Origin of the sequence: Streptomyces sp. NPDC058279, assembly GCF_042881255.1 — a bacterium.
Lineage (GTDB): Bacteria > Actinomycetota > Actinomycetes > Streptomycetales > Streptomycetaceae > Streptomyces.
The window spans coordinates 1-25,750 of sequence record NZ_JBHVYA010000030.1 but is presented as its reverse complement, the minus strand read 5'-3'; the positions used below and the strand labels follow the sequence as shown (position 1 = coordinate 25,750).

Annotated in this window: 18 protein-coding genes and 7 pseudogenes; 13 read left to right on the top strand and 12 right to left on the bottom strand. The window is 68.9% G+C overall.

The annotated features are described in order from the left end of the window. Nucleotides 1-91: 91 nt before the first annotated feature. On the bottom strand, nt 92-1,291 hold the full coding sequence (locus ACFVXJ_RS30490) for an alpha/beta hydrolase family protein (RefSeq protein WP_389666613.1): 1,200 nt from the start codon (nt 1,289-1,291) through the stop codon (nt 92-94). A gap of 142 nt (nt 1,292-1,433) precedes the next feature. Here ACFVXJ_RS30490 and ACFVXJ_RS30485 point away from each other — a divergent pair, with 142 nt between their 5' ends. From ACFVXJ_RS30485 to ACFVXJ_RS30475, 3 genes are read left to right on the top strand one after another with little or no spacing between them, the layout of a single operon-like run. Then, nucleotides 1,434-2,633 carry a sensor histidine kinase gene (locus tag ACFVXJ_RS30485; RefSeq protein ID WP_206308887.1) on the top strand — a complete coding sequence of 400 codons (1,200 nt, stop codon included), beginning with the start codon at nt 1,434-1,436 and terminating at the stop codon, nt 2,631-2,633. Then, on the top strand, nt 2,630-3,316 hold the full coding sequence (locus tag ACFVXJ_RS30480) for a response regulator (RefSeq protein ID WP_389666611.1): 687 nt from the start codon (nt 2,630-2,632) through the stop codon (nt 3,314-3,316). The genes ACFVXJ_RS30485 and ACFVXJ_RS30480 overlap by 4 nt, the downstream gene beginning before the upstream one ends. Before the next feature lie 32 nt (nt 3,317-3,348). Further along, nucleotides 3,349-3,627 (top strand): hypothetical protein, encoded by a 279-nt coding sequence (locus ACFVXJ_RS30475; protein WP_389666610.1) that lies wholly within the window; start codon nt 3,349-3,351, stop codon nt 3,625-3,627. Nucleotides 3,628-4,096: 469 nt separating this feature from the next. Here the strand turns inward: ACFVXJ_RS30475 and ACFVXJ_RS30470 are convergent. Further along, nucleotides 4,097-5,348 (bottom strand): annotated as a pseudogene (locus tag ACFVXJ_RS30470) (IS256 family transposase). A 299-nt stretch (nt 5,349-5,647) separates the two neighbouring features. Then, nucleotides 5,648-6,049 carry a hypothetical protein gene (locus ACFVXJ_RS30465; protein WP_389666609.1) on the bottom strand — a complete coding sequence of 134 codons (402 nt, stop codon included), beginning with the start codon at nt 6,047-6,049 and terminating at the stop codon, nt 5,648-5,650. A 382-nt stretch (nt 6,050-6,431) separates the two neighbouring features. On the opposite strand from ACFVXJ_RS30465, the gene ACFVXJ_RS30460 reads away from it, so the two are divergent. Together ACFVXJ_RS30460 and ACFVXJ_RS30455 are read left to right on the top strand one after the other, a co-directional pair. Next, nucleotides 6,432-6,677, top strand: coding sequence for a hypothetical protein (locus ACFVXJ_RS30460; RefSeq protein WP_389666607.1), 246 nt, complete (start codon nt 6,432-6,434; stop codon nt 6,675-6,677). 1,749 nt (nt 6,678-8,426) lie between these two features. Further along, nucleotides 8,427-9,389 (top strand): SMI1/KNR4 family protein, encoded by a 963-nt coding sequence (locus tag ACFVXJ_RS30455; RefSeq protein WP_389666605.1) that lies wholly within the window; start codon nt 8,427-8,429, stop codon nt 9,387-9,389. A 52-nt stretch (nt 9,390-9,441) separates the two neighbouring features. On the opposite strand, the pseudogene ACFVXJ_RS30450 reads toward ACFVXJ_RS30455, so the two are convergent. The 3 genes and pseudogenes from ACFVXJ_RS30450 to ACFVXJ_RS30440 form a co-directional block, all read right to left on the bottom strand. Continuing rightward, nucleotides 9,442-9,756: pseudogene (locus ACFVXJ_RS30450) on the bottom strand (transposase); the annotation flags it as partial. Continuing rightward, nucleotides 9,735-10,154, bottom strand: a complete 420-nt coding sequence (locus ACFVXJ_RS30445; protein ID WP_389666615.1) for an IS5 family transposase — start codon at nt 10,152-10,154, stop codon at nt 9,735-9,737. The gene ACFVXJ_RS30445 and the pseudogene ACFVXJ_RS30450, both read right to left, overlap by 22 nt. 100 nt (nt 10,155-10,254) lie before the next feature. Further along, the gene (locus ACFVXJ_RS30440) at nt 10,255-10,644 is read right to left on the bottom strand and encodes a hypothetical protein (RefSeq protein WP_389666603.1); all 390 of its coding nucleotides are present in this window, start codon (nt 10,642-10,644) and stop codon (nt 10,255-10,257) included. Between the two features lie 390 nt (nt 10,645-11,034). Here ACFVXJ_RS30440 and ACFVXJ_RS30435 point away from each other — a divergent pair. Continuing rightward, a pseudogene (locus tag ACFVXJ_RS30435) lies at nt 11,035-11,370 on the top strand (site-specific integrase); the annotation flags it as partial. Between the two features lie 718 nt (nt 11,371-12,088). On the opposite strand, the gene ACFVXJ_RS30430 reads toward ACFVXJ_RS30435, so the two are convergent. Beyond that, complete coding sequence (locus ACFVXJ_RS30430; RefSeq protein WP_389666601.1) at nt 12,089-12,706, bottom strand: TetR/AcrR family transcriptional regulator; 618 nt, start codon at nt 12,704-12,706, stop codon at nt 12,089-12,091. A 70-nt stretch (nt 12,707-12,776) separates the two neighbouring features. Here ACFVXJ_RS30430 and ACFVXJ_RS30425 point away from each other — a divergent pair, with 70 nt between their 5' ends. Next, nucleotides 12,777-14,111 carry an alpha/beta hydrolase gene (locus ACFVXJ_RS30425; RefSeq protein ID WP_389666599.1) on the top strand — a complete coding sequence of 445 codons (1,335 nt, stop codon included), beginning with the start codon at nt 12,777-12,779 and terminating at the stop codon, nt 14,109-14,111. Between the two features lie 817 nt (nt 14,112-14,928). Continuing rightward, nucleotides 14,929-15,693, top strand: a complete 765-nt coding sequence (locus ACFVXJ_RS30420; protein WP_389666597.1) for an SDR family NAD(P)-dependent oxidoreductase — start codon at nt 14,929-14,931, stop codon at nt 15,691-15,693. A gap of 172 nt (nt 15,694-15,865) precedes the next feature. On the opposite strand, the gene ACFVXJ_RS30415 is transcribed toward ACFVXJ_RS30420, so the two are convergent. Further along, the gene (locus ACFVXJ_RS30415; RefSeq protein ID WP_389666595.1) at nt 15,866-16,423 is read right to left on the bottom strand and encodes a TetR/AcrR family transcriptional regulator; all 558 of its coding nucleotides are present in this window, start codon (nt 16,421-16,423) and stop codon (nt 15,866-15,868) included. A 73-nt stretch (nt 16,424-16,496) separates the two neighbouring features. Here ACFVXJ_RS30415 and ACFVXJ_RS30410 point away from each other — a divergent pair, with 73 nt between their 5' ends. Both ACFVXJ_RS30410 and ACFVXJ_RS30405 read left to right on the top strand, forming a co-directional pair. After that, nucleotides 16,497-17,654, top strand: coding sequence for an FAD-dependent monooxygenase (locus ACFVXJ_RS30410; RefSeq protein WP_389666593.1), 1,158 nt, complete (start codon nt 16,497-16,499; stop codon nt 17,652-17,654). Between the two features lie 98 nt (nt 17,655-17,752). Beyond that, nucleotides 17,753-18,094, top strand: a pseudogene (locus tag ACFVXJ_RS30405) (transposase); the annotation flags it as partial. Here ACFVXJ_RS30405 and ACFVXJ_RS30400 read toward each other — a convergent pair. Continuing rightward, a pseudogene (locus ACFVXJ_RS30400) lies at nt 18,090-19,305 on the bottom strand (IS110 family transposase). The pseudogenes ACFVXJ_RS30405 and ACFVXJ_RS30400 overlap by 5 nt on opposite strands. A 448-nt stretch (nt 19,306-19,753) precedes the next feature. On the opposite strand from ACFVXJ_RS30400, the pseudogene ACFVXJ_RS30395 reads away from it, so the two are divergent. Continuing rightward, nucleotides 19,754-20,206, top strand: a pseudogene (locus ACFVXJ_RS30395) (IS5 family transposase); the annotation flags it as partial. Between the two features lie 9 nt (nt 20,207-20,215). Here ACFVXJ_RS30395 and ACFVXJ_RS30390 read toward each other — a convergent pair. Continuing rightward, a complete protein-coding gene (locus tag ACFVXJ_RS30390; protein WP_389666592.1) occupies nt 20,216-20,419 on the bottom strand; it encodes an SDR family oxidoreductase in 204 nt (67 codons plus the stop codon). A 42-nt stretch (nt 20,420-20,461) separates the two neighbouring features. Here ACFVXJ_RS30390 and tpg point away from each other — a divergent pair. Beyond that, a pseudogene (gene tpg, locus ACFVXJ_RS30385) lies at nt 20,462-21,030 on the top strand (telomere-protecting terminal protein Tpg). Between the two features lie 167 nt (nt 21,031-21,197). Beyond that, on the top strand, nt 21,198-21,818 hold the full coding sequence (locus tag ACFVXJ_RS30380) for a hypothetical protein (protein ID WP_389666591.1): 621 nt from the start codon (nt 21,198-21,200) through the stop codon (nt 21,816-21,818). 261 nt (nt 21,819-22,079) lie between these two features. Here the strand turns inward: ACFVXJ_RS30380 and ACFVXJ_RS30375 are convergent, their stop codons facing one another. Both ACFVXJ_RS30375 and ACFVXJ_RS30370 read right to left on the bottom strand, forming a co-directional pair. After that, the gene (locus ACFVXJ_RS30375) at nt 22,080-22,490 is read right to left on the bottom strand and encodes a hypothetical protein (protein ID WP_389666589.1); all 411 of its coding nucleotides are present in this window, start codon (nt 22,488-22,490) and stop codon (nt 22,080-22,082) included. 274 nt (nt 22,491-22,764) lie between these two features. After that, nucleotides 22,765-25,251, bottom strand: a complete 2,487-nt coding sequence (locus ACFVXJ_RS30370) for a Helicase associated domain protein (RefSeq protein ID WP_389666587.1) — start codon at nt 25,249-25,251, stop codon at nt 22,765-22,767. Nucleotides 25,252-25,750: the final 499 nt, after the last annotated feature.

The window sequence follows — 25,750 nt, the reverse complement described above, 5'->3', positions numbered from 1 at the left end:
ATGCACAACCTCGCCCTCGCCGGATAAACGAGCGGCCCACTCACGGCCCACGACGTCAGAGCCGCCCCGAAGATCATTTACGGGACAACCCTTAGTGCTGGAAGAGTACTTCCGGATTGTTCGGCGAGGGGCCGTCCAGCAGCGGACTGTGGAACCCCTTCAGCGTCTGGTCGAAGAACGCCGTCACGTACTCGCGGGTGATCATCAGCCCGCGTTCCGGGGAGAGGCCCTGCGTCGGGAACCCGGCCTGCTTCTTAAGCAGGTCCAGGTCGCTGAAGTTGAAGTGGTCGGCGTCGGTGACCGTCAGCCACTCCTTGTAGCCGCCGAGGGCGGCCCATGCCTGCTCCCACGTGGTGTTGTGGCCGCCGGCCGAGTGGCTTTCGGCCGTGCCCAGCATGAGGAACGGCCGGTTGATCTGGCCGGGCATCGGGGTCGGGTGGAAGGTGCCGTCCATGTTCACTCCGGCCCGTACTCGCGGGTCGGCGATCATCGTGGCGGCGGCCGACGCTCCGCCGAGGGAGTGTCCGGCCATGCCGATCTGGTGCTTGTCGATGAGGTGTGCCAGGCGCCACGCGGTATTGCCGTGCGTCAACTGGTCGATCACGAAGGACACATCCGTCGCGCGGCTGGCGACGACGGAGTCGAGGTTGAGCGCCGGGTTGTCGCAGATCACGCACGACGACGTCTGGCCGTTCGCCAGCGTCTCGCCGCTGTCCTCGTTGGTGTGGCCGACGAGCGCGACGACGTAGCCGTGGCTGGCCAGGTCGGTCGCGAGCGCGGTGAGCGTCATGCGCGGGTTCTCGTGCGCGGCTGAGAGGACCACCAGCGGATACTTGCCCCTCTGCGGCCGCGCGCCGTCGAAGGCGTGGGTGGTGACGCTGGAAAGGGTCTGCGGGGTGACGCCGGAGCTCGCCGGCGTCTTCTGGCGCTGGAGGATTCCGGCTGCCTCGCCGAGGGTCATGTAAGGGGCCGGAGTCCCGGTCCCGGGGACGGCCGGGTAGATCATCGTGACGGTCAGTTGGCGGGGGCCGGATGACGGCACCCACGGGTCGGTACGGTTCGCGTCGGTGAGGTGGATGACCTCCTTGCCGGCGGCGTATGGGCCGGTCGGCGCGGGGAGGGTGCCTTGGAAGGACCGTGTGGGCGCGGTGGCCGTGGCCGTGGCCGGTGCGGTGTCGAACGCGTGCGTGGCCACCGGTGTGGTCGTGGCGGCGAACCCGGTGCCGGTTCCGGTGACGAGGGCGGCGAGCGCCAGCGCCGCGACAGCGCTGATACGGCAATTGCGTTTCATGGAATCGACGCTAGGTTCCGCAGCTCCTCCGTCGCGTCGGCCGGTGGATGTCACCGTTCCCCAGGCCGTCGGCCCGGGGGTGTACCCCGCGTACATCCCCGGGGCGACGCGCGGAGCCGACGCCGCTGAATACGATCTCCGTATGGAAGAGCTTCTCCAGCGTCTCTCGACATCGAAGCGCGTGACCTGGCTGACGGACCGGGCCGTGGTACTGGCCACCGCCTGCTTCTACGCGCTGATGCTCTGCTGGTCGATCCGTCGTGGTCCCGGCCTGTTCCGGTTTCCCGGCCTCGGGCCCTTCCAGATGATGGGTCTGTGCGTCGTGCTCGCCCTTCCGGTTCTGCTGATGCGCCGTCTGCCGGCGGCGGTCTTCGCGGCGATCCTGGGCGAATCGGTCCTCGGCGACCTCTTCGGCGTGCGGCCCTTGATCGTGTTCGTCCTGCTCGTCTTCTTGGGCGGGCACCTCGCCGTCCGGCGGCCGAAGGCTGCCGCCGTCGGCTCCGTCGCGGCCGTCGCGGCCGCGTTCGTCGAGAACATCCACGTCTACCCCGGGGAGACCGTCAGCGACGCGGCCCAGTGGGCCGGGCAGTTCGCGTTGTGGTTCGCGGTCGCGTGGGTCTTCGGGGGGGTGTATCGCAAACGCCGTGAGTACCTCGGAGCCTTGCATGAGCAGAGGGCGGCCCGCGCCGTCATGGCCGAGCGGCTGCGGATCGCCCGCGAACTGCACGACAGCGTCGCGCACAGCATCGGGATCATCACGGTGCTGTCGGGAGCGGCGGCGCGGGTCGTGGAGACCAAGCCCGAGCAGACGCGGCAGGCGCTGACCGGCATCGAGTCCACCAGCCGCCAGACGCTGCTCGAGCTGCAGCGCATGCTCGGAGCGCTCCGCCGCGCCGAGCCGGACGACGCCATGCCGGGGGCCGCTCCGCTGGCGCCGGCCGGCAGCCTGGCGGATATCCCGCGGCTCGCCGAACGCACGGCCGACGCCGGGGTGCGGGTCCACGTGGCCTGGCGGGGCGAGCGGCGCCTGCTGCCGCCGGAGATCGAGCTGTCGGCGTTCCGGATCGTCCAGGAGTCGGTGACGAACGTGGTGCGGCATTCCGGGGCGCGGACGTGCCGGGTCGCGGTCGGATACGAGCCGGAGGGAGTGACGATCGAGGTGGTGGACGACGGGGGCGATGGTCCCGGCGGGCCCGGCCGTCCCAGGCGCTCGGCGGCGGCCGGCGGGAGCGGCTTCGGCCTGCTCGGCATGCGCGAGCGGGTGTCGCTGCTGTCCGGCCAGTTCAGCGCGGGCCGGCGTCCGGAGGGCGGATTCCGGGTGGCTGCGAGGCTCCCGGCATGAGCGTGCGAGTACTGCTGGTCGATGACCAGCCGCTGATGCTGGTCGGGCTCGGGATCCTGATCGGCGGCACCGCCGACCTGGAGGTGGTCGGGGAGGCCGGCGACGGCGTCGAGGCGGTGCGCCTGGTGCGCGAGCTGCGGCCGGACGTCGTGGTGATGGACATCCGGATGCCGGGCATGGACGGGATCGAGGCGACCCGGCAGGCGAGCGCCGAGCCGGACCCGCCCAAAGTGCTGGTGCTGACGACCTTCGACGACGACGAGTACGTCTACGGCGCTCTGCGCGCCGGCGCCAGCGGATTCCTGCTCAAGACCATGGCCCTGGACGCGATCCTGGACGCGATCCGCGTGGTGGCGGCCGGCGACGCGTTGCTCGCGCCGAGCGTCACCCGACGGCTGATCGCCGACTTCGCCGGAACCTCCGCCACCCCCGCGGCCCCCGCACCGGCCACCGAGCCCGCCCAGGACTCACGTCTCATCGCTGGGATCACCGACCGGGAGCGCGAGGTGCTGGCACTGGTCGGACAGGGGCTGTCGAACGGTGAGATAGCCGAGCGGTTGGTGATCAGCGGGGCGACGGCGAAGACCCATGTCGCGCGTCTGTTCGCCAAGCTCGAGGCCCGGGACCGCGTCCACCTGGCGATCATCGCCTACGAGAACGGACTCACGCTGGGTAGACGGTAGGGCAGGGTGAGAAAGAGCAATAGTCAAGACCTGTGAACGAGATGACGTGCGAGCAGGCTGCGGCACCGCCCGAGTTCGATCCTATGCTGACGGTCGTGCAGGTACTGGGTGTGAGCAATGAGGACGAGATGGTCGCCTGCTTCTTGAGCGGCGAGCTGTCTAGCCAGAGGTTCGGACAGAACCTCCGGTCCCATCTGGCGGTAGCCGGGCAGGCAGAGCAGTTGCTGACGCATCCGGACCTCTCCGACGCTGGAGCGAACTTCGCACGTCGCGCTCTGCTCGCCGCGACGCGGGTACGGCGAGAACCGTGACCTGTTCGAGAACTTCCCTGCTCACGTCACGTGGACCAGGGCACTCCTGTCCACCGACGAGGCGGCCGACGTGCGGTACCTCGACTATCCCTACTGGGTCGAACTGTCGGGTGGCAGCCGCCGGCCGGCCGACGCGGCCGCACGCATCAAGGCAGGGCTACGGGCGTTCGACGTGCCCAACAAACCGTTCGTCGACGCGGCCCACGCGTTCATCAGAGGTGAGCGATTTCCTCCGCTCACCTCGTCGGAGAGAGGCAGGACAACCTGGTCTGCCTTGAGGGCCACCTGCGCCTGACCGCCTACGCCCTCGCCGGCTTCCCGGCCGACATCGAGTGCCTGATCGGCACCGCGCCAGCCATGGGACGCTGGGCGCGGTAGTCCAGTCGCGCCAAGCTCTCGCCGCCCCAAATCAGCCTGACTGAGGATAGGCCAGCTCAGCCATGGGTCGGCTGGTGGCTCCTTCAGCCAATCAGGCTGCCTGCTCCTCGCGTTCGACGAGGACGCCGTTCTCGAACCGTGCCCCGGCGCGGACCAGGGGCACCAGATGGGCACCGGTGATCGCACGCCATCGAGCCCGAGCTGACTCGACCAGCTTGAACACCATCGCGAGCGCGGCCGCCGGGCTGCCCGCACCTCGCGTGACCTTGGTCCGGAGCTTGACCGTCGAGAACGTCGACTCGATCGGGTTCGTGGTCCGCAGGTGGATCCAATGCTCGGCCGGGAAGTCGTAGAACGCCAGGAGTTCCTCCCGGTCGTCGGTGATTTTCGCGACGGCCTTGGGGAACTTGGCGCCGTAGGTCTTCGCGAACGCCTCGATCGCCTTCTCCGCGTGGCCGCGGTCCTCCGCGTTGTAGATCTCCTGCATCGCCTTCGTCGCCCCGGGCTGCGCGGACTTGGGCAGGCAGTTCGTGACGTTGCGGGATTTGTGGACCCAGCACCTCTGCGGCCGTGCGGCCGGGAACACTTCGGCGAGCGCCCGCCACAGGCCCATCGCGCCGTCGCCGACCACCAGCTCGGGGTCACGCATGCCGCGTCGGCGGCAGTCTCGCAGCAGGTCGGCCCACGACTCGGTGGACTCCCGCAGGCCCTCGGCCAGGGCGATGAGTTCCTTGGTGCCGTCCAAACGGACCCCGAGCAGGACCAGGACGCACGAGTGCGCCTGGCCGAGGCGGACCTTGGGGTGCACGCCGTCGGCCCACACGTAGACGAAGTCGCGGTCGGACAGGTCCCGGGCCTGGAAGGCGGCGTGATCGTCGCTCCACTGCCTGGTCAGCCGTGTCACGGTGGCGGGCGACAGGCCGGCGGTGCCGCCGAGAAACTGCTCCAGAGCGGGCACGAAGTCCCCGGACGACAATCCGTGCAGGTAGAGCAGCGGCAGGACCTCGGGAGATCTTCGGCGACTTGCGGCACCACGGAGCCAGGATCTTCGAGGAGAACCGCTTGCGCTCGCCCGTGACTTCGTCGACGCGGCGGTCGTTCACCCGCGGTGCCCTGACCTCGATCGGGCCGGCCGCGGTGACCACGGTCCGGATCTGATGGTGGCCGTTGCGGACCACGAGACGTCGGCCGGCAGAATCGGTCTCGGCAGTCAACTCGGCTATGTACTGGTTGACTTCCGCCTCCAGCGCGGCGGCGAGCATCCGGCGGGCGCCCTCACGGACGATTTCGTCGATCAGGGAGCCGGACTGGGTCGAGCCGTCGTCGGTGACTACGCTGAGCACGGGCGTGCCTTCCCAACCCGCGCTGCAACGCGGGCCTATTCGGAGACCATCAAAGGATCATTCGGGAAGGTACGCCCTTCGCGTTCCCTCGCCGATCCACAGGTTCCGAGCATTGCTCTCAAGGCCCGGCACTCTGACAGCGGACGCCGTCGCTTTTGAAGCCAGCAAGGCAGCAGGGGCGGGGAAGTTGTCGGTCAGCGTGGAGAGCAGGCGGTTGAAGCCCGAGTGCGGTCACGGACAATTGGCAAGCGGCCGAAGTGGACGCGGGTCTTCAAGGGCAGCCGAGCGATGAGGGCGCCTTACCAGCCGCGGTCATTCACCCGGCCGCGTTCGACGGTCACGTTCGGGGGCCAGACGCCATGCTCGATGAGGTGTGCCACGGCATGGCCGGCGGCATCGAAGGTGACGGTGTCGCGGTCGTCGTAGCTATCGACCTGTCCGGTGGACATTACGTAGCCGCCGGAGCAGCCTGCGCCGCGTGGATCGACGAGGTGCTCATCGAGCTCGCCTGACCGACCCCTCAATGTGACCTTCGCGCGTTGGCCATTGGTGACGACAGCCAGGCGCTCACCAGTGTCATTTTCAAACCACGTCTCCTGGCTCGCCCAGTCCCACCGGTGTCGAAGCAGGTGTCGAGCTTCTTCGCCGGAGTACGCGTGACCGGCGGAACCTTGCAGATGCCAGCGGTTGGTGTAGGACACGGCGCTCCTGTTTTGATCTTGCTGCGTGGGAAATGGACAGCCAGGGGGACAGCGGGGCCGATGGGAGGGGCCGCCCAGGGCTGGTGCCCACCGTACGAAGAGCCCCGCTTCCGATGCGAGGCGGGGCGGGGCGGTGGTAAGAGGGGCACGGCGAGCTTGGGCTCCCATGCTTCTCGCCTGGCACCGGATGACGACGGACGTCGCTCTGGTGCGCCCCGCGATGTGCGCCACCGGACCGATCCGGTGTGCGCCACCCGACGATGCGCGACAGTCTCGCGCGCACCCGGTACACCGTCCCCGCACAGCACCGCGCCCCCCGGTCCGAGCTTTCGTCTGCGCCGACCGTGCCGGTCCGCGGTGCGGCTGCGAGCGTGGGCGGATCTTGCTGCGACGCCTCATCGCGATGGACATGCGTCCGGTCGCGATCGACCGACTCGGCCAGGTCGCACCCCTCGCCGCACTCAAGGCAGCCCGCACACTGGAGATCATCGCCCAGCGCACCGCACACTGGCCGGCGCGGCATGCCCGCGCGCAAGAGCCCGCCGCCGTGGCGGCCGCGCTTGGCCTGAACACTGATGAGGCCCGCAAGCTCACAGCCAGGTACGGCGGCTGGAGCCTCTACCGCTGACCTGTGGTCGGCCCTGGCTCAACCTCTCGGAAGCACACGGGGTCCTTCCCCCCCCAGCCCAATCACGCCAGACCTTGACCAGTGCGAGTAGCAGCGCGCTACCGCTGGGGTTGAATACCGGGAGCCGCTCGTGCTCTCGATTCGGCGGCTGCACCCACCTCAACCTCGGCCGCAGCGCACTCACCGACCTGCAATGGTGTACTGCCGCCATCGGCCGCCACGGAGCGCGGCTCGGCGTGTGCCTGCCCTGTCCGCACCACCGGTCGACGTTCGAGGCCATGGCGACGCTGTTCTTCTCCTCGGCGGCTTCGACGAGCTCGTTCACCAGCTTTGTCACCAGGACGTGACATAGCGGTTCGGGACTGCAGGAGTTGACGGGCCGCCACTGCCGTCACTGTCATCTGCGTGCCTCGCCGCCCCCTCTGCCCGGCCACTGGCGGTCCCTGATGGACGTCACCCCTGTGCGATATGCGGCCGATGGTGATCTCGGGCGGACCTGACTGTGAAGGCCGAGTAGAGATAACCCGATGTTCACCGCAAGGCTCTATCCGCGTAGATACAGGGAATGGTGTCATTCCGTCAGCCGAGCCCCACGCCCGGCTGGCATCCACCACCCCCACACTTGCGGGAGATCCCCATGCGTGCGATACGTCGCCTCACCGCCACCACCGCTTCGATAGCCCTCGCCACCGCGGGACTGATCGCCGCCACCGGCAGCACTGCCCACGCCACCACCGCCTCCACCACGGCCACCTGCTCCCAGGCGTACCTGCCGCGGCCAGACTCCTCCTGTCAGCCGGGCGCGCTGAACCCCAACGTCACGCAGGCGAACATCCACTCCACGATCTGCGTGGGCGGCTACAGCTCCTCGATCCGACCCTCCACCAGCTACACCAACGCCTTGAAGGTGAAGCAGATCGCCGAGTACGGCTACGCCGACACCAACACGGCGGACTACGAGGAGGACCACCTCATCGCGCTCAGCCTCGGCGGAAACCCACCAGCCCGCAGAACCTGTGGCCCGAGCCCCGCTACCAGGCCGGCGGTTCCACGGCGGGCGACAAGGACACCGTGGAATACAAGCTGTACAAGGCGGTCTGCGCGGGCACCATCCAGCTCGCTCCGGCCCAGCGCGCCATCGCCACCGACTGGACAACGGCGCTGGCCGCCGTCGGCATCAACTGACAACCGCCGCCCGCGGCGGCGAGGAGCACCGGCCGCGCGGGCGCGGCGTAAACTGCCGCCCCCGCGCTGAACCGGCTCTCACGGTGCTTCGTCGATGATCGCCTGGGATCCGGGGCGCACCACGATCCCGGTGGGAAGTCGACCCGGCGGGCGCGGCGGGTCCGGCGAACCCAACTCCGGCCCCACTTGGTCGACGGCTGCCTCACCACCGCAAGCCTGGCTATCAACCCACCGACCCCACCCTGAAAACCTCAGTAACAGCAAGAGAGCACCGTTTTTGATGGGGGCCATGACCTTCCCGTTCCTGCCCCCGCCCTCCGCGCTCGGCGCGATCCAGCGCGTCCTGCTGGTCGCCCTCCTCACCCCGGCCGTCTGGCCGATCCCTTGACGGCGCTGGCGGCCGGCGCCACCCCGTCAGTCCAAGGACGCTGCAGGTCAGTGGTGCCCACCGCCCACAGCACGGTGGGGGAAGCCGATGGCGGACGAGGGACGCCGCCTGTCAGCACGGGGCCAGGACATCTCGCCGAAGGACCAACGTCAGACCCCCCGGGTACGGTCGGCCTCATGAACGATCAAGAGAATCGCCGGTCGTCGATCCATGCATTTGCAACGTGGGAGCCGCTGCTGCAGCTCATACGGGCAGAGAACGCCGAGCGGCTTGCCGTGCCGGGCGGTCGGGTGGTGGGCCGTATCACGCGCAGCGCCTGGAGCGTGCCCCTGCAGCAGATGCACAACGACGCCGTGCTGCGGGTGCGCGACGTCCTGGTGAAGGACGGCATCGGTGCCGTGACATTCGTGATGGAGACGGAGACGTCGGGACGCACCCGGCTCCACCTCCTCATACCCAGCAGGGCGGTGGAGCTCGGCTTCGCATTCAACCCAGGTGCGCTCGTCCTGGTTGAGGACGCGCTTCCTGAGCCCTGGCGGCGCCTTCCGGACCCGACGCCGGGGGCGGTTTCGGCGGCTTCGGCGGACCTGGCGCTGCTCGAACGGACGGTGCGCGGACGACTGCCCGACGCCGTCGGCGCCACCGACGCCGAGATCGCGGGGGCCGAGTCGCGTCTGGGCATCCCTCTGCCCGAGGAGCTCAAGAGCCTGTATCGGGTGACACGGGCCCAGTGGGCGGACTGGAGGGGCGACCACGAGGAGGCGAGCCGCCATTCCGAGGCGGTCCGCTGCGAACTCTTCGATCTCGAAGGCTTGTACGTCGCCGAAGCGAGAACCCGCGAGTGCCCCTGGCATCACGCGGCGATGGAAGCGGTCCAGACACCGCCGACGGCGGCCGTGCAGGGACTGGCCGGTTCGCCAGGCTGGATCGCGTTCGCCGACAACGGAGGAGGCGACCGACTGGCCATCGATCTGACCCCAGGCCCCCACGGGCATACCGGGCAGGTCATCCTTATATCCCACGAGGAGGAGATCGGCGCCCGCCTCCTCGCCGACTCCCTGACCGACCTGCTGCTGGACCGGCCCCCCACGCAATCCGACGGCGCAGAGCCCCACGCACCGGCCGCGACCTCTGGTTGAAGCAGCGTTCGACGGTGTTGCGGCGGCGGTAGATGTCGCTGTCGAAGGCTGTCGGTCGGCCACCTCGGCGGCCGCGGTTCCGGCGGTGCCGTTTCTGGTCGCTCTTCTCCGGGATGGTGTGTCCGATGCCGCGTTTGCGCAGGTAGGCGCGGAATCCTCGTGAGCTGTAGGCCTTGTCGGCGATGACGTGGTCCGGTCGGCAACGGGGCCGGCCCAGGCCGGCGCGGGGCACCCGGATGCGTTCGAGCAGAGGTCGTGCGCAGATGCCGTCGTGTCGTTGGCCGGGAGTCGGCAGTACGGCCAGGGGCCGGCCGCGGCCATCGCAGGCGAGATGGATTTTGGTGGTCAGGCCTCCGCGGGATCGACCGAGGGCGTGATCGTCCGGTTCGTCCGTCCGGTGTTTCCCCCTTTTCGGCCGGTGGCGGCGGCGTGTTGGTGGGCGCGGACGATGGTGGAGTCGATCTGGACCAGCCAGTCGATGTCACCGGTGGCGTCGGCCCGGGCCTGGATCTGTTGCAGGGCCCGGGTGAACACTCCGTCGCTGGCATAGCGGCGGAAGCGGGTGTAGACCGACTTCCACGAGCCGTAACGTTCCGGCAGGTCACGCCAGGAAACGCCGGTCCGGATCTTGTAGACCATCCCGTTGACGACCCTGCGGTCCTCCGCGCGAGGACGGCCTCTGCCGGCACTCGGTATCAGCGGGGCCAGCAACTCCCACTCGGCATCGGACAGTTCATGACGACGAATCACGACACCGTGATCCATCATCGAACGATCATTTGAAGACGGACCCTAGATGATCAATTCCAAGGTATGCCTGCGGAGGGTTGTGGGGTGGGCGGCGGCCGAGACCGCCGCGAGAAGGTCAGGCGTCAGGGTCGACTTCCGGGTGCGTGAACCGCACGGGCTTGCCCAGCGACCGGGCGTAGGCGATTTCGGCTCGGGTGCTGTCTCCGATGTAGTCGCCGACTACGAGCACCTCATCAGCGAGCCGGATCTTCGCCCGGTGCAGACAGTCGAGTCGAACCTTCAGCGCCTCGGCCTCGACAGGGTCGGACCAAAGTTCATGCGGCGACTTCATGTCAATGCCCGGTTTGACGACAATCTTGCCGGCTTTGGTCTCGCGCAGATCGGCCTCGGTCATCTCGGTCATGAAGCGGGTGGAGCCGCAGATCACGACGATATGCGGGAGGCTCAACAGCTTCTTCGCGTCGGCGAGCTTCTCCTCGGGGATGCGCTGTTGCGGGTATGACACTGGTTCCTCCTGGTGGGGTGGTCCAAGGGGTGCCTGCGGAGACGAGAACGAGGGTGTCCAAGATCGTTTTGTGACGAACGACGTGGACACCCTCGCGACAGCACTCTAGCCAGCAGCTGACCGGATTCGGGCAGGCCGAAGCTCCTCAGATCCCTCCCGGGACCGCTCTTGACTGGTGGAGTACGTACGGGTTCGTTCGCGGTCACCTGATGCGTCGAAGACGCATTTCAGCTGGTAGATCAGGGTGCTGGGCTCGTTCACTCGATGGTGTGAGATCTCCGCAGTAACTCGCAGATTCTGCGGGTGATCGCCGTAATCTGCGGCGCTGTGTCGGATTTCGAAAGTCGCACGCTGTCGCTCGTACGCACCGTGCCGGAACCGGGCGCGCCGGTGGACCCGGCCGCGGTGTCGGTCGAGGCCGGGCTCGCCGACGTCGTGACGCTTCAGCGGCGCCGGCAGGCGAGGATCTCGGCGCACGTCGAGGAGAGCTTCTTCCTGGACACGCTGTCGGAGTACCAGTGGGCCCGGGACGCGGCCGGGCTGGCGCAGGAGACGCTGGACGGGCTGATCAAGCCGGTGATCGAGGTCTGTGAGTTCTACGGCACGGTGCCGTGGCAACTCACTCCTCGTGAGGTCGACCGGTACTTTGCTGGGCCGGGTAAGCGGGCCCAGTCGACGATGCGAGCCAAGATCGGCAAGATCGACCGGTACTTCGCGTTCCTAGAGTGCGGGCCCTTCTGCGCGACGAGGTCGGTGAAGGCCCTGCTCTCGTGCAGCTTCCGCCAGGTGGCGTGTAGCACTGGGTAACTTCCGTAGCCCTCGCTTCCCTGCCCGGGGCGCGTCGCCGAGCTGAACGAGTGACGGCGAAGGGCAGGGCGCATGCGGCAGGACTGGGAGCCGGAAGACCTGATCGAGGTCTGGACGCTGCTCGAAGACGACATAAAGAGGGTGCGGAACAAGTCCAGGGGAGGTCCTGCCCGATCCGAAGTGGGCGGACAAGCTCACCGACGCGGACCGGCGGGCGCTGTCGCCGCTGTTCTTGACGCACGTGAGTCCGTACGGCCGTTCGAGCTGGATATGAACTCCCGCCTCAAGCTGGCTGCAGCCGCAGCGACGGCCAGGCCTCCCGGCCCGCACCGCGCCGGGAGCGCCCACTGTCCCGCCAGCGAGTGGCTGGGCGGGCTCGGCCTGAAGTCTCCAGGCTCGGCCATCCGGCTCTCCCTGCTCTGGGGCGACGGCGTCAACTTCCCTGGTCGCCACTTGGCCACCCAGCCTCCGGCGCCGGACCCAAGATCAGTCTTATAGACGTCGTTTCACTTGGTGAGTCGGCGGCCGTTGATATGGCTGGCAGCGACAGCCGTGAACCGCTCTGTGCCAGCCGGGGCGCGTGTGTATCGGCTTGGCCCGCTGCCGGTCGTGTTCGTGTGGCCACGGAGCAACCGCTTCACGGCGCCGGGTCTGGGCGTCGAAGGCCAGGGAAGGCGGCGGGCGTTGCCCAGCCGCGCAGTACGGCATCAATCGTTGACCGGAACGCGGTCTCGGCTGCGGTGCCGTCGAGGCCGCCGGCCAGTTCGAGGGTCACGAGCCCGTGTAGGGCGACCCACAACGAGACGGCGATCAGTGTGGTGTCGCCCGCGATGATCTGGTCCGCCACGGCACGGTCGATCGCCGCGACAAGCGGTCGCACCGGGTCTGTGTCGCCGACCCAGGTCGACGGTACGAAGGACTGTGCGCCACCGAACAACACCGCGTACAGGTGGTGGTGTTCGCGTCCCCACTGGCGATACGCCACAGCCAGCGCGTACAGATCCTCCAGGGCGGTCTCCGAGCCGGGAACGGCCGTCAGGTCCTGGAACAGGCCGGCGACCGCCTGGTCGCGCACCTCGCGGATCAGTCCGTCCTTGCCCTGGAACAGGGTGTACACCGCCGCCGTCGACGTTCCGGCGGCGGTGGCCAGCGCGCGGACTGTGACCGACTCCTGCGGGCGGGTGGCGAACATCTCGGTCGCGCATGCGACGAGCCGTTCTCTGACGGCGGCGTCGTTCGTTCTCGGCCTTCCCATGGAAAGCAGTTTACACATGCTGATAACATCGTTTCAAAACAGTGTTCCAAAACTCTCTGGGGAGCTCACCATGCCACCGTCCGCCATACGTCCCTTGCGCCTTGTCGGCCGCCTGCTGGCGGCCACCGCCGCGGTAGTAGGGCTGGTCGCCTTCTTCCTGGCGCTGATCGTCGCCACCGACGGCGCGGGCTCGGGATTAGTCGCATGGTCCGCGACTGTCGGCACCGCGGTTCTCGCAGCGCTGTGGCGGGGCCGCCGCCGCCCGTGGCGGGGACGGCTGATGCCCTTCCTGCCGGTGCTCGTCGCAGCGGCCCTGACGCTGTCGGTATGCGTCCCCACCGTCCCCACGACGCGCCACCACCCGCCCGCCCTGTCGTTCGTGACCGCCGATCACTGGCGCCTGTCCACCGGCAGCCGGGTCGCGGTCTACCACTACCCGCCCACCGGCAACAACCCCCGGCAGCGCGTCCCGCTCGTCTACCTCAACGGCGGCCCGGTGCGCGGCATCTCGGTGCTCGACCACCGCTTCCTGCAGCGGCTCGCGGGACAGGGCTACGACGTGTACGCCTACGAACAGGCCGGTGGTGGACGCAGCGACCTGCTGCCCATGGTCCAGTACTCGATTACCCGGTCCGTCCACGACCTGGGCGCCTTCGTCGGCAAGCTCGGCAAGGGCCGCGCAGACGTACTGGGATTCTCCTCGGGCGCGGTCGTGCTCACCCGCGCGCTGGCCGACCCTGCCATCGCCGACCACCTGCGCCGGGCGGTCATCGCCGAGCCGGGCCCGATGGACGGCCCCAGCGCCCGGATGGCCGAGCAGAAGGGCCGGCCGTCGGCCCGCGACCTCGCGCCGGCCATGACCGGACCGCGCTCCACGCATGTCCCGCGGTACGCGGTCGCCTTTGGCCTCATGCGGCTCGGACTGGTCAGCCCGGACAACGGGCTGGTAGGGCAGGCGGAGGGCGACAATGCCTTCACCGCTGCCGATCTCGGCAGCGACACCGCGTCCGCCTACTGCGCGCGGGACGCGCACCGCATCCCGGTCGAGGACACTGCGGAGAACTTCTCCTTCAGCGCCGCCGCCAGCCTCCGCATCCAGCAAACGATCAAAGACTCCCCCTCCATCACCCCGCAGCTCAGGCGCTCCCGAACACCCGCGATGCTCATGATCGCCGAGTGCTCCTCCCAGGTCCGGCAGTGGCAAACAACCATCCTCGCGGACAATCCCGCCATCCAGCGCACCCAGTACATGCCCGGCGTCGGCCACCACATGTGGAACGGGCTGGGTGACAACGACCAACGAGCAGCCGCCGCCATCACCGCGTTCCTCCAGGACAAGCCCGCACCGCTGCCCGACTACCCGACCCGAGCCGACATTCCGGCCTTCCTCCGGGGCCACAAGTAAGCGAGCAGACCCATGGCACCGCCTCCAAGGTGCGTGCAGGAGTTGGCAAATGGTCGTCGGCCCCCTCCCGGGGACGTACGACCCCAACGGGCCGGAACGCCTGCTGTTCGGATTCTTCGCGGCGATGGCGGACACAGAGCGGGAGAACATCCACGAGTCCACCCTCGAAGGGCTCGACGCCGCAGCCCGTAAGGGAAACCACGGCGGCCGGCCGCCAGTCATCACGGACGACATGCTGCACACCACGCTCCGCCGCCACGCACACGGCGAGACCGTCGAGGAAATCCAGCCTGTTTGCGGCAACTTCAAGTGGCCCCACTCGGGTATTGAAGTTGGCCCCACCGTGAGGTCGTGGGGAGCGTGTGAGGGTCGTCAACCTGGCTCCGACAAGTTGTTTTGGCTCCACCCCGAACGAGTGGGTTCCCTGGCCGTGGGGCGGGGGCGGAGCGGTAGCGTGAGCCGCATCGGATCCGACTGGACGATGGGCCCCCGACAGGCACGTCGACAACACCGCGGATCTCGACCCGTGTTCGATCCGGGACCGCTGGATTCTCCGGTCCGCGGTGGACGACGAGGACGGGCATTGGCGCGACCGACGGAGAACGGTGCGGGCCCAACCGGCCGAGGCCAGCGCCCCGCATGGGGCGCTGGCCTCGGTTCGTGAGCGGGTCAGGTCGGGTTGTTCAGGATCTTCGGCAATCCCCAGGTCGCTCATGTTTCACACTTGGTTGTGCAGTGAACAAAGGGGTGGGTAGCCGCGCTCGCTGTGGAGGCGGTCGTCGGGATGACGGGCGCTCGTGGCAGGGTTGGGGGCGGCATGAGCGGCAAGGGCTCGGGGGGTCTGATGGGCGGCACGGAACGTTCGGTAGTGATCAGCGGCGGTGGCACCGGGATCGGCCGGGCCATCGCCGCGAGGTTCGCCGGGCAGGGCGACAGGGTGACCATTCTGGGGAGGCGAGCGGATGTCTTGCGCGCGGCGGCCCAGGAAATTGAGGCGGTCCACCCCGTGGAGGCCGTCGCCGTCGACCTTTCTGTTCCGGAAGAGGTCGAACAGAAGCTGGGTGAACTCCCCGAGCGTGTCGATGTCCTGGTGAACAATGCGGGCAGGCGCGGCACACCTGTGCGGGAGGGTGGCCTGAAGGAGGTCGCCGAGCGGTGGCGGCGGGACTTCGACAACAACGTTCTGCCGGCGGTCCTGCTCACCGAGGCGCTCCTGCCGCGCCTGACCCGCCCTGGTGGCAGGGTGGTCACTCTCAGTTCCCTCGCTGCCTTGCGGGGAAACGGCGCCTACGGGGCAGTGAAGGCGGCTCTGCTGGCTTGGAACCACACGTTGGCCCAGCAGTTGGGGCCGCACGGAGCCACAGCCAATGTCGTGGTGCCCGGCTTCGTCGCAGGCACCGAGTTCTTCGGCGTGCCCGCAGACGAGGAGGAGCTCGCCAGACGGCGGGCTCAGACCCTGGTCGGCGGGGTCGGAGGGCCGGACGACATCGCGGCTGCTGTCGCCTTCCTGGCCTCGCCGGAAGCGCGCTACATCACGGGCGAATTCCTGAACAGCAATGGTGGGGCGATGCTCGGGCGTTGAGCAGCCATCACGACCACTTCGTCCTCCGCAGCATTCGTCAGGGGCTCAAGACGGGGGACGAGGGTGTGAACCGCTCCCGTGTTGGCTTACTAATCGTTTCAGAATGAGCGCGTGGGTGGCGGAGACAGATGAGGCTGCAGGCCAGTTCGAGGGGGACCTGGATGCCCGGGTTCTAACGTAGGGCGGCGGCGACCAGGCCTTCGAGGGCCTCGCGCGGTACTTCGCCGCCGCTCACCAGCCGGTCGAAGACCAGTCCGTCGATGCAGGTCAGCAGGATGTGACTGCGATTCTCGACGTCCGTCACGCCGTGCGCGGCGAGGAAGAGCCGGACAGCATCGCGGCCGGCGTTCTCGCGGGGTACGAGAATCTCGCGCAGCTCACGGTCACGCACGCTCTCGACGGCGCAGGCGTAGCGAGCGAGCGAGCGGCGGCGGCCCTCGCCGGTGAGTCGCCGTCGGGCGAGCAGCACCATGCCGTCCACCAGTTCCTCGACGGTGCGCAAAGGTGGCAGTTCTTCGGCCAGTGTTTGCAGTTCCGCCTGGTCGAGTTGGACCAGGCGTGTGACCAGTCCGGTGAGAAGCGCGGCTCGGGTGCGGAAGTACGCCGACGTGGTGCCGGGCGGCATGGCCGCTTTGCGGTCGACTGCACGGTGAGTCAGGCCGCGGACTCCTTCGTCGGCAAGTACGTCGAGAGCCGCGTCCGCGAGGAGGGTGCGCCGATCCGAAACCATGGCTCCTTTCTACACCTGTAGAGCCTCAGATAGAGTCACCCTTCTACAGCTGTAGAAGAGTGGGGGCTTCGGTATGGGCAACACGGCAGTGGTGGTCGGAGGGGGCATCGGCGGGCTGGCCGCCGCGATCGGACTGCGCCGCATCGGATGGGAAGTAACGGTCGTCGAGCGTGCCTCCATGCCTGAGGACGCGGGGGCGGGCATCTCACTGGCCGCCAACGGCCTGCGGGCACTGGATGAACTCGGCGTCGGCGACGCGGTACGGGATGCCTCCCGAGGCCAGTACAACGGCGGCACTCGCACACCACAGGGCAGTTGGCTGGCCCGGATGGACGGCTCGGCCCTGGAGAAGGCGGTGGGCACACCGATCATGGGCATCCCCCGCTCCACCTTGCACCGGCTGCTTCGCGACTCCCTGCCCGCCGAGGCACTGCTGATCGGCTCCGAGGCGGACTCGGTCGAGCAGCCCGGCCCCGGGACGGTTCGAGTCAGTTGCGGCGAGACGGTCCTGGACGCCGATCTTGTAGTGGCGGCCGACGGCATCGGCAGCAAAGTGCGCAGCCATCTCTTCCCAGCCCACCCCGGTCCGGTCTACAGCGGCTCGACGGTGCTGCGCGCCATCACCGAGCAGGCGGTCGACCTGCGCACCGACTTCGAGCTGACCTGGGGACGCGGCGCCGAGTTCGGGCACATCGCCTTCCACGACGGGCGGGCCGAGTGGCACGCCGTCCTCAACCTCCCCGCCGGGACGCGGTTCGCCGACCCGCTGGACGAACTGCGCAGACGATTTCATACCTGGCACGACCCGATCCCCGCCCTGCTCGACGCGACTCGGCCCGCCGCCGTGCTGCACCACGACGTCAACGAACTCCGCACACCGCTCCCCTCGTACACGGTCGGCCGGACCGCGCTGCTCGGCGACGCGGCACACGCGATGACCCCCAACCTCGGACAGGGGGCCTGCCAGGCGCTGGAGGACGCGGTCACCCTGGCCGCCGCACTGGCCACCGAGCCCACCGTGAAGGCCGCGCTCGCTCGCTACGACGCCGAGCGCCGACCTCGCAGCCAGGCCGTCGCGCAGGCCGCCCGGCAGGCCGGGCGGATGGGCCAGCAACTCTCCCACCCACTGGCCGTCGCCCTGCGGAACACGGCGATGCGGCTGACACCCTCCCGCGCCGCAACGCACATGATCCTTCGGCACCACGCCTGGGTCCCACCACAACTGAGCTGATCCGATTCGCACCCCGCCAACTCACCACCAGACACCTTCCGAGACAAAGTCGAGCTGCGGGTCTTGCCGTTGGCGGTCACGGTGGGCAGGGTGTCCGGGTGCGTGCTGATCTTGTTCCGGACGACCTGTGGGAGCGCGTGGCTCCGCTGTTGCCGCGTACTCCCGAGCGCAGTTACCGCTATCCCGGGCGACTGCGTGTTCCCGACCGGGTGGCCCTCGCTGGCGTCTTGTACGTGCTGCGGACTGGTGTCGCATGGCGCGACGTCCCGACGGAGACTGTGGGCTGCTCCGGGGTGACGGCGTGGCGCCGACTGCGGGACTGGACCAAGGCCGGCGTCTGGCCGCGTCTGCACGCGGCTCTACTGGCCGAGTTGCGGAGCGCCGACCTGCTGGACCTGGACGACTGTGCCGTGGACGGGACGCACGTCCGGGCCCTCAAAGACATCTCAGGTAGCGCTTCCGGGTCTGGAGACAGTGGTGGAGCTGGCCGAGGAAGCGGTTGAGCAGGTTGCGTTGAGCGGCGTTGTGCCAGTCTCCGTGTTCGCGTCGGCGCCGGTAGTGGGCGTCGGCCCCCGGTGAGGCCTGGAGGGCGGCGAAAGCCCAAAGGAAACCGGCGTTCATGAGCCGGTTGTTCTTGACGAAGCGGCGTCCGACGAAGCGCTTCTTCCCGGAAGCACGCGTGATCGGTGCGGAGCCGGCATAGGACTTGAGGGCTCTCGCGTCGGTGAACCGAGCCCGGTCGTCGCCGATCTCGGCGAGCACCCTGGCGCCGAGGAGGGGGCCGAGGCCAGGGAAGCTGAGCAGGATCTCGCTGTCCGCGTGCTGGTGGAAGCACTCTTCAGCGGCGGCGGCGAGGTCGTCCGCGGCCTGGCAGGCAGCGGCCAGTTGCAGGGAGGAGGGCCTGCAGCTGCTGGCCGAAGGCGTCTTCGACTGCTGGTATCTGGCGAGCGTACTCGGCGCGGGAAACGGCTTGCAGGCGCTCGGCTTCCGCGTCGAAAGAGCGGGTGCGACCACTGCGTTTGAGGGCGGCTCGCAACTGGGCGAGGGTGAGCCGGGCGGCCTTGGCCGGGGTGGGTGCCAGGGCAAGAACGAGCCGGGCATCGGGACGGGTCAGGCCTCCCTTCTTGCTCTGGAAGGCGAGAAGAGCGGCGGGAAAGTACTCGCGCAGCAGTGAGCGGACCTGGTTGGCGATCTGCTGCCGGCTCCAGACGGCGTCTTGCTGGGCGCGGGCCAGCACGGTGATGGCCTGGGCGAGTTCGGAGTCGGCTGGCAGAGGGCGGTGCATGGCCATGTCGGTGCGGAGGATGTTCGCCAGGACCAGGGCGTCGCCGGGGTCGGACTTCTTGCGGCTGACACCGTGGCGGTCGCGGTAGCGGGAAGCCGCGAGCGGGTTGATCGCGAAGACCTTGCGGTTGCCAGCACGCAAGGTTGCCACGAGCAGACCATGGCTGGTCTCGATGGCGACGGGTATAGGCGTGTCGGGGCCGTCGCCGTGTTCGGCCGGAAGTTCCAAGAGCTTGTTGTAGCCGGCCGCGTCGTCGGTGATGCGGGCCTTGGCGAGCAGGGAGCCGGTGTCGTCGACGAGGGCGACGTCGTGATGCCGCTCCGCCCAGTCGATCCCGCAGAAGATAGTCAAGCTGCCCTCCCAGATCAGTTCATCTATGCAGGTCACGAGCACATGCGGGTCACGCGGCGCCCTAATCCCAGGACTCGTTGGTCCGCCATCTCAGAAGCCGTTCGCGACACCAGCGCACCCCAGGGGCTCGATCTTTCTGCAGAGCTCGAAGGCTCGCGGGTGGAACAAGAGGTCGACCCTGGGCGGGCTCGCGCCGTGACGATTAACGCTCGGCCGCGGCTCGCAAGTTTCGCGGTGGTCACGGAGACCCCGGGCCGTGCCGCTCTTGACAGAGGCCTCAAAGGCCAGGGGAAACGGAGACATCAGCCCGGGGTCCGCGTCACCCCGCGAAATTCGCCGGTGACGGTGCCGCTCTTTGAGGAGGCCTCGCGGGCCAGGGGGGACTCAAGACATCCGTCACCGGCATGAAGCGACTCGAGCCCCTTGCACGAACGAGTTCGAACCGCCTACAGATCGGATTAGGGGGGACCACGTCGGCCCATCACCCGTCGACCGCGCTCGTGCCGGCTCCAAGCACCATCTGATCGTCGACCGCCACGGGACCCCACTCGCCGGCGGCAACCGCCATGACGTCACCCAGCTCATGCCGCTGCTGGACTCGGTCCCACCGATCCGGGGCCTGCGAGGACGGCCCCGCCGCAAGCCCCGGCGCCTGTACGCGGACCGGGGCTACGACTTCGACAAGTACCGCCGCCTGTTGTGGAAGCGCGGCATCAAACCCATGATCGCCCGACGCGGCGTCGCCCACGGCTCTGGACTGGGCAAGGTCCGCTGGGTGGTCGAGCGCGCGTTCGCCTGGCTGCACCAATTCAAGCGACTCCGCATCCGCTACGAGCGACGCGCCGATCTTCACCAGGGTCTGCTCGAACTGGCCTGCAGCCTCATCTGTCTGCGCCGCCTACGAGCCTCATTCTGAAACGATCAGTTAGTGAACGGAGAACCCGCCGTCGACGAAGATTGCCTGCCCTGTGACATAGGCGGAGGCGCGGCTCGCCAGGAACACCGCTGCGCCCGCGAAGTCCTCGGTGCGATGCGCCTCTTCCATGTCAGTGGGTGGTGTCAGTGAGGTTGCGTCAGGTAATGCCGTTTGTGCTGGTGGAGGTGGTACTCGGATTCGGCTCACTGACATGGGACGGTGCTTGGGGGGCGGGGTGCTGACATGGGGCGGTAGATGCCCAGGTCGTACACTGACACGAAACCGGCAGATCGCCTGGAGCGCGCGGCCCACGCCGCGTTCACTCGCCCGATCCCCAAGAGCACGGGCGCGCAGATGCGATACCTGGTCCGGCAGCACAAAGGGTCCACCCGGGCGGTGGCCGGCCTGTTGGGCATCTCGCAGCGCACCGTCGAGCGGTACGTGAAGGACCAGATCCGGAAGCCGAAGCCGGTCCTCGCGGACCGTCTCGTGGGGGAGGTCCGGCGCCGGTGGCAACCCCTGGTCCGCAAGCGCGCCCGGGACCAGGCGGCCCGCCAGACCGGACTGGTCATCGAGACCCGCGCCCGGTTCGGGTTCACCGCGGCCCCCGGAACCACGGACGACGGCCGGATGCGCCGCATCACCCAGCACCTCCCGCCCGAGTTCGCGGGCGTCGCCGCACAGGACGCCGGCGCCGCCGAAGCCGAGCTCCAGGCGCTCGCCGCCGAAGGGCTCCGGAGGTCCACTTCAAAGACGGCGGCGGCCGCGCGCAGGGGCTGCTGTTGGAGTTCACCGACATCGACTACGTTGAGATCGGCATCTGATCCCACCAGGCCCGCACGCAGACCACGAGGCGTTGTGACTGAGCGTCGTAGTTGGCGCTTGAGCACGCGTTGGCGGTTGAGCACGATAGGTGGTCTGGCAGTGGGGTGTGCGAGGGCGATGTGAGTATCCAGTCGGCATGCAGCGCTGCCCTGCTTATGCTGCCGCCATGGGTTTGGATCTCATGCTGTTCATGGCGGACTGGAAATATTTGAGTGCCATACCCGTCGAGAAGCGGGTTGAGGCGCTGCACGATGCCGTTTGGCCACCGGAGCTTGACCACGAGGACTACCTCAACAGGCCGCGCGGCGGCTGGACGTGGCTCCCGGACCGCGAGTCCGCATGGTGCGCCCAGTACGACTTCTTCACCACCACGGGCGCCTATCGCCCGCACCCCCGCGCGGGGGATGCGTGGGCCGACATACGGCCCCTCCTCGACGCGTCCTTGCGCGAGGCGACGGACACCTTCCTCGACGGTCTGATCTGGGACGCGGACCCGGCCGACGACCCCGCGCTGACCGGCAGCGGAGGATTCTTCCCGCCCGCCACCGACCGCTGGCACCCATCGCTCCTCCTGGTATGCCCGCCCAAGGCCCTGCCTGGCAAGGCGCACGCCTGGACGCAGGTGGAAACCCGCCTCGAAGAGCTGCGCCAACCGTTCGCCGCCGAATGCGAGGGCTGGGCAGGACGCCCGGACACCTTCGAAGACTTCACAGCGCTTCTGCGTGAATGGGGCGACGTGACCACCAAGGCAGCGCGCTGCGGCTGGGGGCTGGTGGGTCTGCCCTAGCCGTCAGCCGCGAGAGGCGCGCGGCCCGCATGCGTTGCACACCCCGAAGTAAGTGCCACAACTGGCGAACGGCGCCAAGTTACGTGCTCAGCCACAGGCGTGCCCGCGTTGTCCCCGTAGCGCAGCGGCGGGAGATCTGGACGCGGTCGGGTGAGGCCCCGAGGAAACTTTTTCCTCGGGGCCCCGCGCGTTATCCGGCGCTCTCACACCAGTCCGCTGATCGGCCATACCGATGAGCCGGGTTCCGGACCTGATCGACAGTCACACGATGCCCTGCGCCGCGTCCCATTCGTCCAGGGCGGGGCGCAACCGGGGAGCGAGGGGCTCCGAGAGCTTGCGGCTGGCGAGCGAGCGCAGGTAGGGCTCTGCCCCCTGGAGCAGGCCGGATCGAGGGTGGAGCGCCACCAGGGCCCGGTAGGTGCCGCGCTCCAGAAGGTGGCTCCAGGAATCGATGTCGACCTGGTCCTGGGGCGCGGCAATGTGCCCGTCGACGAAACCGCCCACGGTCTTGGTGCAGCAGTTCCAGCCGTAGTCGATGACGCATCGTTCGCAGGCGAGGATGCCGCGCATCTTGGGATAGCGACGCTGCCACTCGCCATCGAGGACGACGTCTCGGGCGAGCGGAATCTCCTTGCGGTACAGGCAGCACGTGATGCGGAATGCGGTGGGCACGGTCAGACTCTCCATCACCTATGGGTTGGACGTGCTCAGCCTGGCAGTGGGCCGGGTGTGGGGCAGAGTCGCCGTGCCGCGGGCCGCAGCGATACCTGGCACATGGGCCTTCGTGGGTGCCGCCCGCAAGCCCGGTCGGTACACCCACGGCGGCCTCCGGCGACAGGGCCGACGGGCGTACGGCTGCTGGTCGGGTTCGTGCCGGAGTTCCTGGCCGCCTGCACTCCCGACCCGGGCTGGAAAGGCCGGACCGAAGGGACGCTCCCGGCCCGGCCTACTGCGCCCACTGCACGCCCAGGTCGGCCAGTGCCCGTAGTTGCCCGGCATCGAGCCGATCGCGGCGTTGGCGCTGGTTGGCCAGCCACACACCGGTGCGGTGGACCGCTCCGGGCAGGTGTTCGACGTGCCGGCGGCCTGGCAGGCCGCCGCCTTCCCGCTCCACGTACTGTGCGAGGGCCTCAACGCCCTTCTGGAACGCCGTGCCGCCCTTGCCCGCCCCGGACTCCACGGCGCCCTTGGCGGGGGCCTGACGGGCCCCCACGGCCTTTTTGACGCCCAGCGTGCCGAGCCGGGCCCGCTGCTCGGCGTTCAGGCAGTCCCAGTCCCGCCGTTGGGTGGCGAGCCAGCGTCCGATGTCGTCGCCGTGCCGGGTGACCCCGGGCACGACGTCCGCGAGCCGGCTGCCTTCCGTGAGGAGCTGTGCGAGGTAGGTGTAGTGCCGCTGCCAGTCGACCGTCCACCCCAGTTCGCGGGGGTTCCAGTCGGGGTCGATGGCGGCGAGTTGGGCGGCTCGCCGGCGGGCGCGTTGGGGGTCTTTCCCGAGCCCGCCGGGGCGTCGGATGTTCGTCAACCACTGCCCGAGCGCCCGGTCGAGGGCGGTGGCGTGTCGGGGGGCGGCGAGGGTGCCGTGGAGTTGGTAGTAGTGGCGTGCGGCGGCGAGGTTCTCGGCGAAGCCGTGGTCGGCGGTGTCCCAGACGATTCCCAGTTCTTCCAGTTCGGCCGCCCGTTCCCCGGTCATCTGCCCGGCCCGGTACGTGCGCCGCTGGTCGGAGAGCCAGCGCCCGAGCGGGTAAGCACCCTCGGTGTGTTCGTACGGCACCTCCAGGTGGTTCTCCCGCTGCCGGTAGCGGTACGCGGCCTCCACGCCCCGGCGCCAGTCCTGCCGCTCGGTGTTGATGACGGTGTAGCTGATCCACTTGGCGATCAGTGCGGGGTCGCGGGGGGCTGCGAACCGGAGCAGCAGCCGGTCTTCCTGCTCGCCCTCGGCGGGTGCCGGACCGACCGGGAGCGACGGGTCGACGACATGTTTCCGGGGTTCCTGTGGAATGGCGAGCATTTCCACGGCCTTTTCATCGTGCGCCCGAAGACCTTCCAGTACCCGAATAAGAGGGCGGTACGAATTCGAGGTAAGCATGTCCTCCGGCTTCTCGTCCTCGGCCAGGAACACCGGAACGATGAGCGTCGCCATTTTGCCCTGTCCCGGCTGTTGGCGCAGGGCCCGTCCGATGGCCTGGACGATGTCCACAGCCGATCCCTTCGGGTCGATCAGGGCGACCGAGTCGGTTGCCCGGATGTCGACTCCCTCACCGAGGACCCGACAATTACTGAGCACGGCACGCCCCGCCCTGCGCCCGAAGTCGCCGAGGACGGCCTGCCGGTGCGCGCCCTCGTGTTCCCCGCACAGCCACCCCGCCCACACTCGCTCGGGGTGCCGGACCGGGTCCACGGCGTGGAGCCGGGACGCGACGCGGGGGAGGCCGGCGGCGAAGGCTTCGGCCTCGATGGTGCGGTGGTGGAAGGTGATCGTCGTCTGCAGTCCGTGCGCGGCCATGGTCTCCAGCAGCGCGGTCTGCAGCGCGGCGAGCCGCTGTCCCCGCAGCTGCTCCTCGTACCGCTCCTCGCCGATGAGCCGGTCCGGGGTGACGACGGGGTCGGTCAGCTCGGCGACGACGATCTGGTACTTCGCCAAAAGGCCCCGGGAGATGGCCGCCGCCAGTGACAGCTCGTAGACGACGGGCCCGAACACCTTCTCGTCGTCCATCGAGCAGGCCAGCTCACGCGGCAGCCGGTCCCACACCCGCCGGGTCCGGCCCGACGTCTCCTCGTCCACGACCTCGACCTGCGCCTTGTACAGCTCCTGCTCCGCCCGCGAGCGTGGAGGGTATTCCTTCCAGATCCTGGGGGTGGCGGTCATGTACAGCCGGCGCATGGCCGGGATGACCTCCTGGTGGTGGATGTCCGCCCACGCCTTCCCCGCCGATCCCGAAGTCCGGTGCGCCTCGTCGACGACCACCAGGTCGAAGACGTCCATCGGCAGCCCGTACGCGCCCTCGTGGGCTTCGGCGAGGACCGGGAGGGAGGCGTAGGTGGCGTAGACGGTGACGGGGCCCCGGCCGTGCCACAGCCCGAGCTGCGGCGCCGACGTCGTCGCCCGCACCCCCAGGTTCCACAGGGTCGGGTCGTCTTCCAGCGAGCAGACCGCCACCGCGGGTCCGGTGTGTCCGGCGATCCTCCATTCCCGGGCCGTCTGCGTCAGCAGATCCAGAGTGGGCAGCAGCACCAACACCCGTCCGTGCCGGGCCAGACGAAGCGCCGCCGCGGCGGCGATGAACGTCTTCCCTGTCCCGCACGCGGCCACCACCGTAGCCCGTAGACCGGCCTCCGGAATCCGCTTCCCGGGCGGAATGTCGAGCCCCCGGACAATCGCCTCCACCGCCTCCTCCTGGTGAGGACGCAGCACGATGTCACCAGACTTCTGCATTCGACACTCCACTGAAAACGACTGACGGGAAATCCCCGCCAAGGGAGGGGGTAGCGATTTTCTCGGGATCCTACACAACCACACGCATCACATCCCGCATGATGCATACTGATGACTGTACCGCGAACGGGCATGACACGGAGCCGATCCGGGCAGGATCGCTCTGACCGAAGCCCCCGCACTCGACAGACCGCCCCAGCCCTCCCCACTGCTGCTGGCCGGGACCGCGAAGCGGGCCCTGGACCTGGAGGCGCAGCCGGAAGGGCCCGGGGTGGGAGCGCAGCGGACACCCCAACAGGCCGAAGGCCCAGACCCCCTGAAACGGGGTCACCTCCCGCGCTACGCGCGGGAGCTCCCTGGCACGCGCAGCGTGCCCGCTCGGGTGGAGCGCAGCGGAGCCCGAGCAGTCCGCAGCGCAGCGGAGGACTCCGGCCCGAAGGGCCGGCCTTGGCCTCGCTTGCGAGGCCCCGAGCCGCAACGCGGCTCGGTTTCCCTCCCA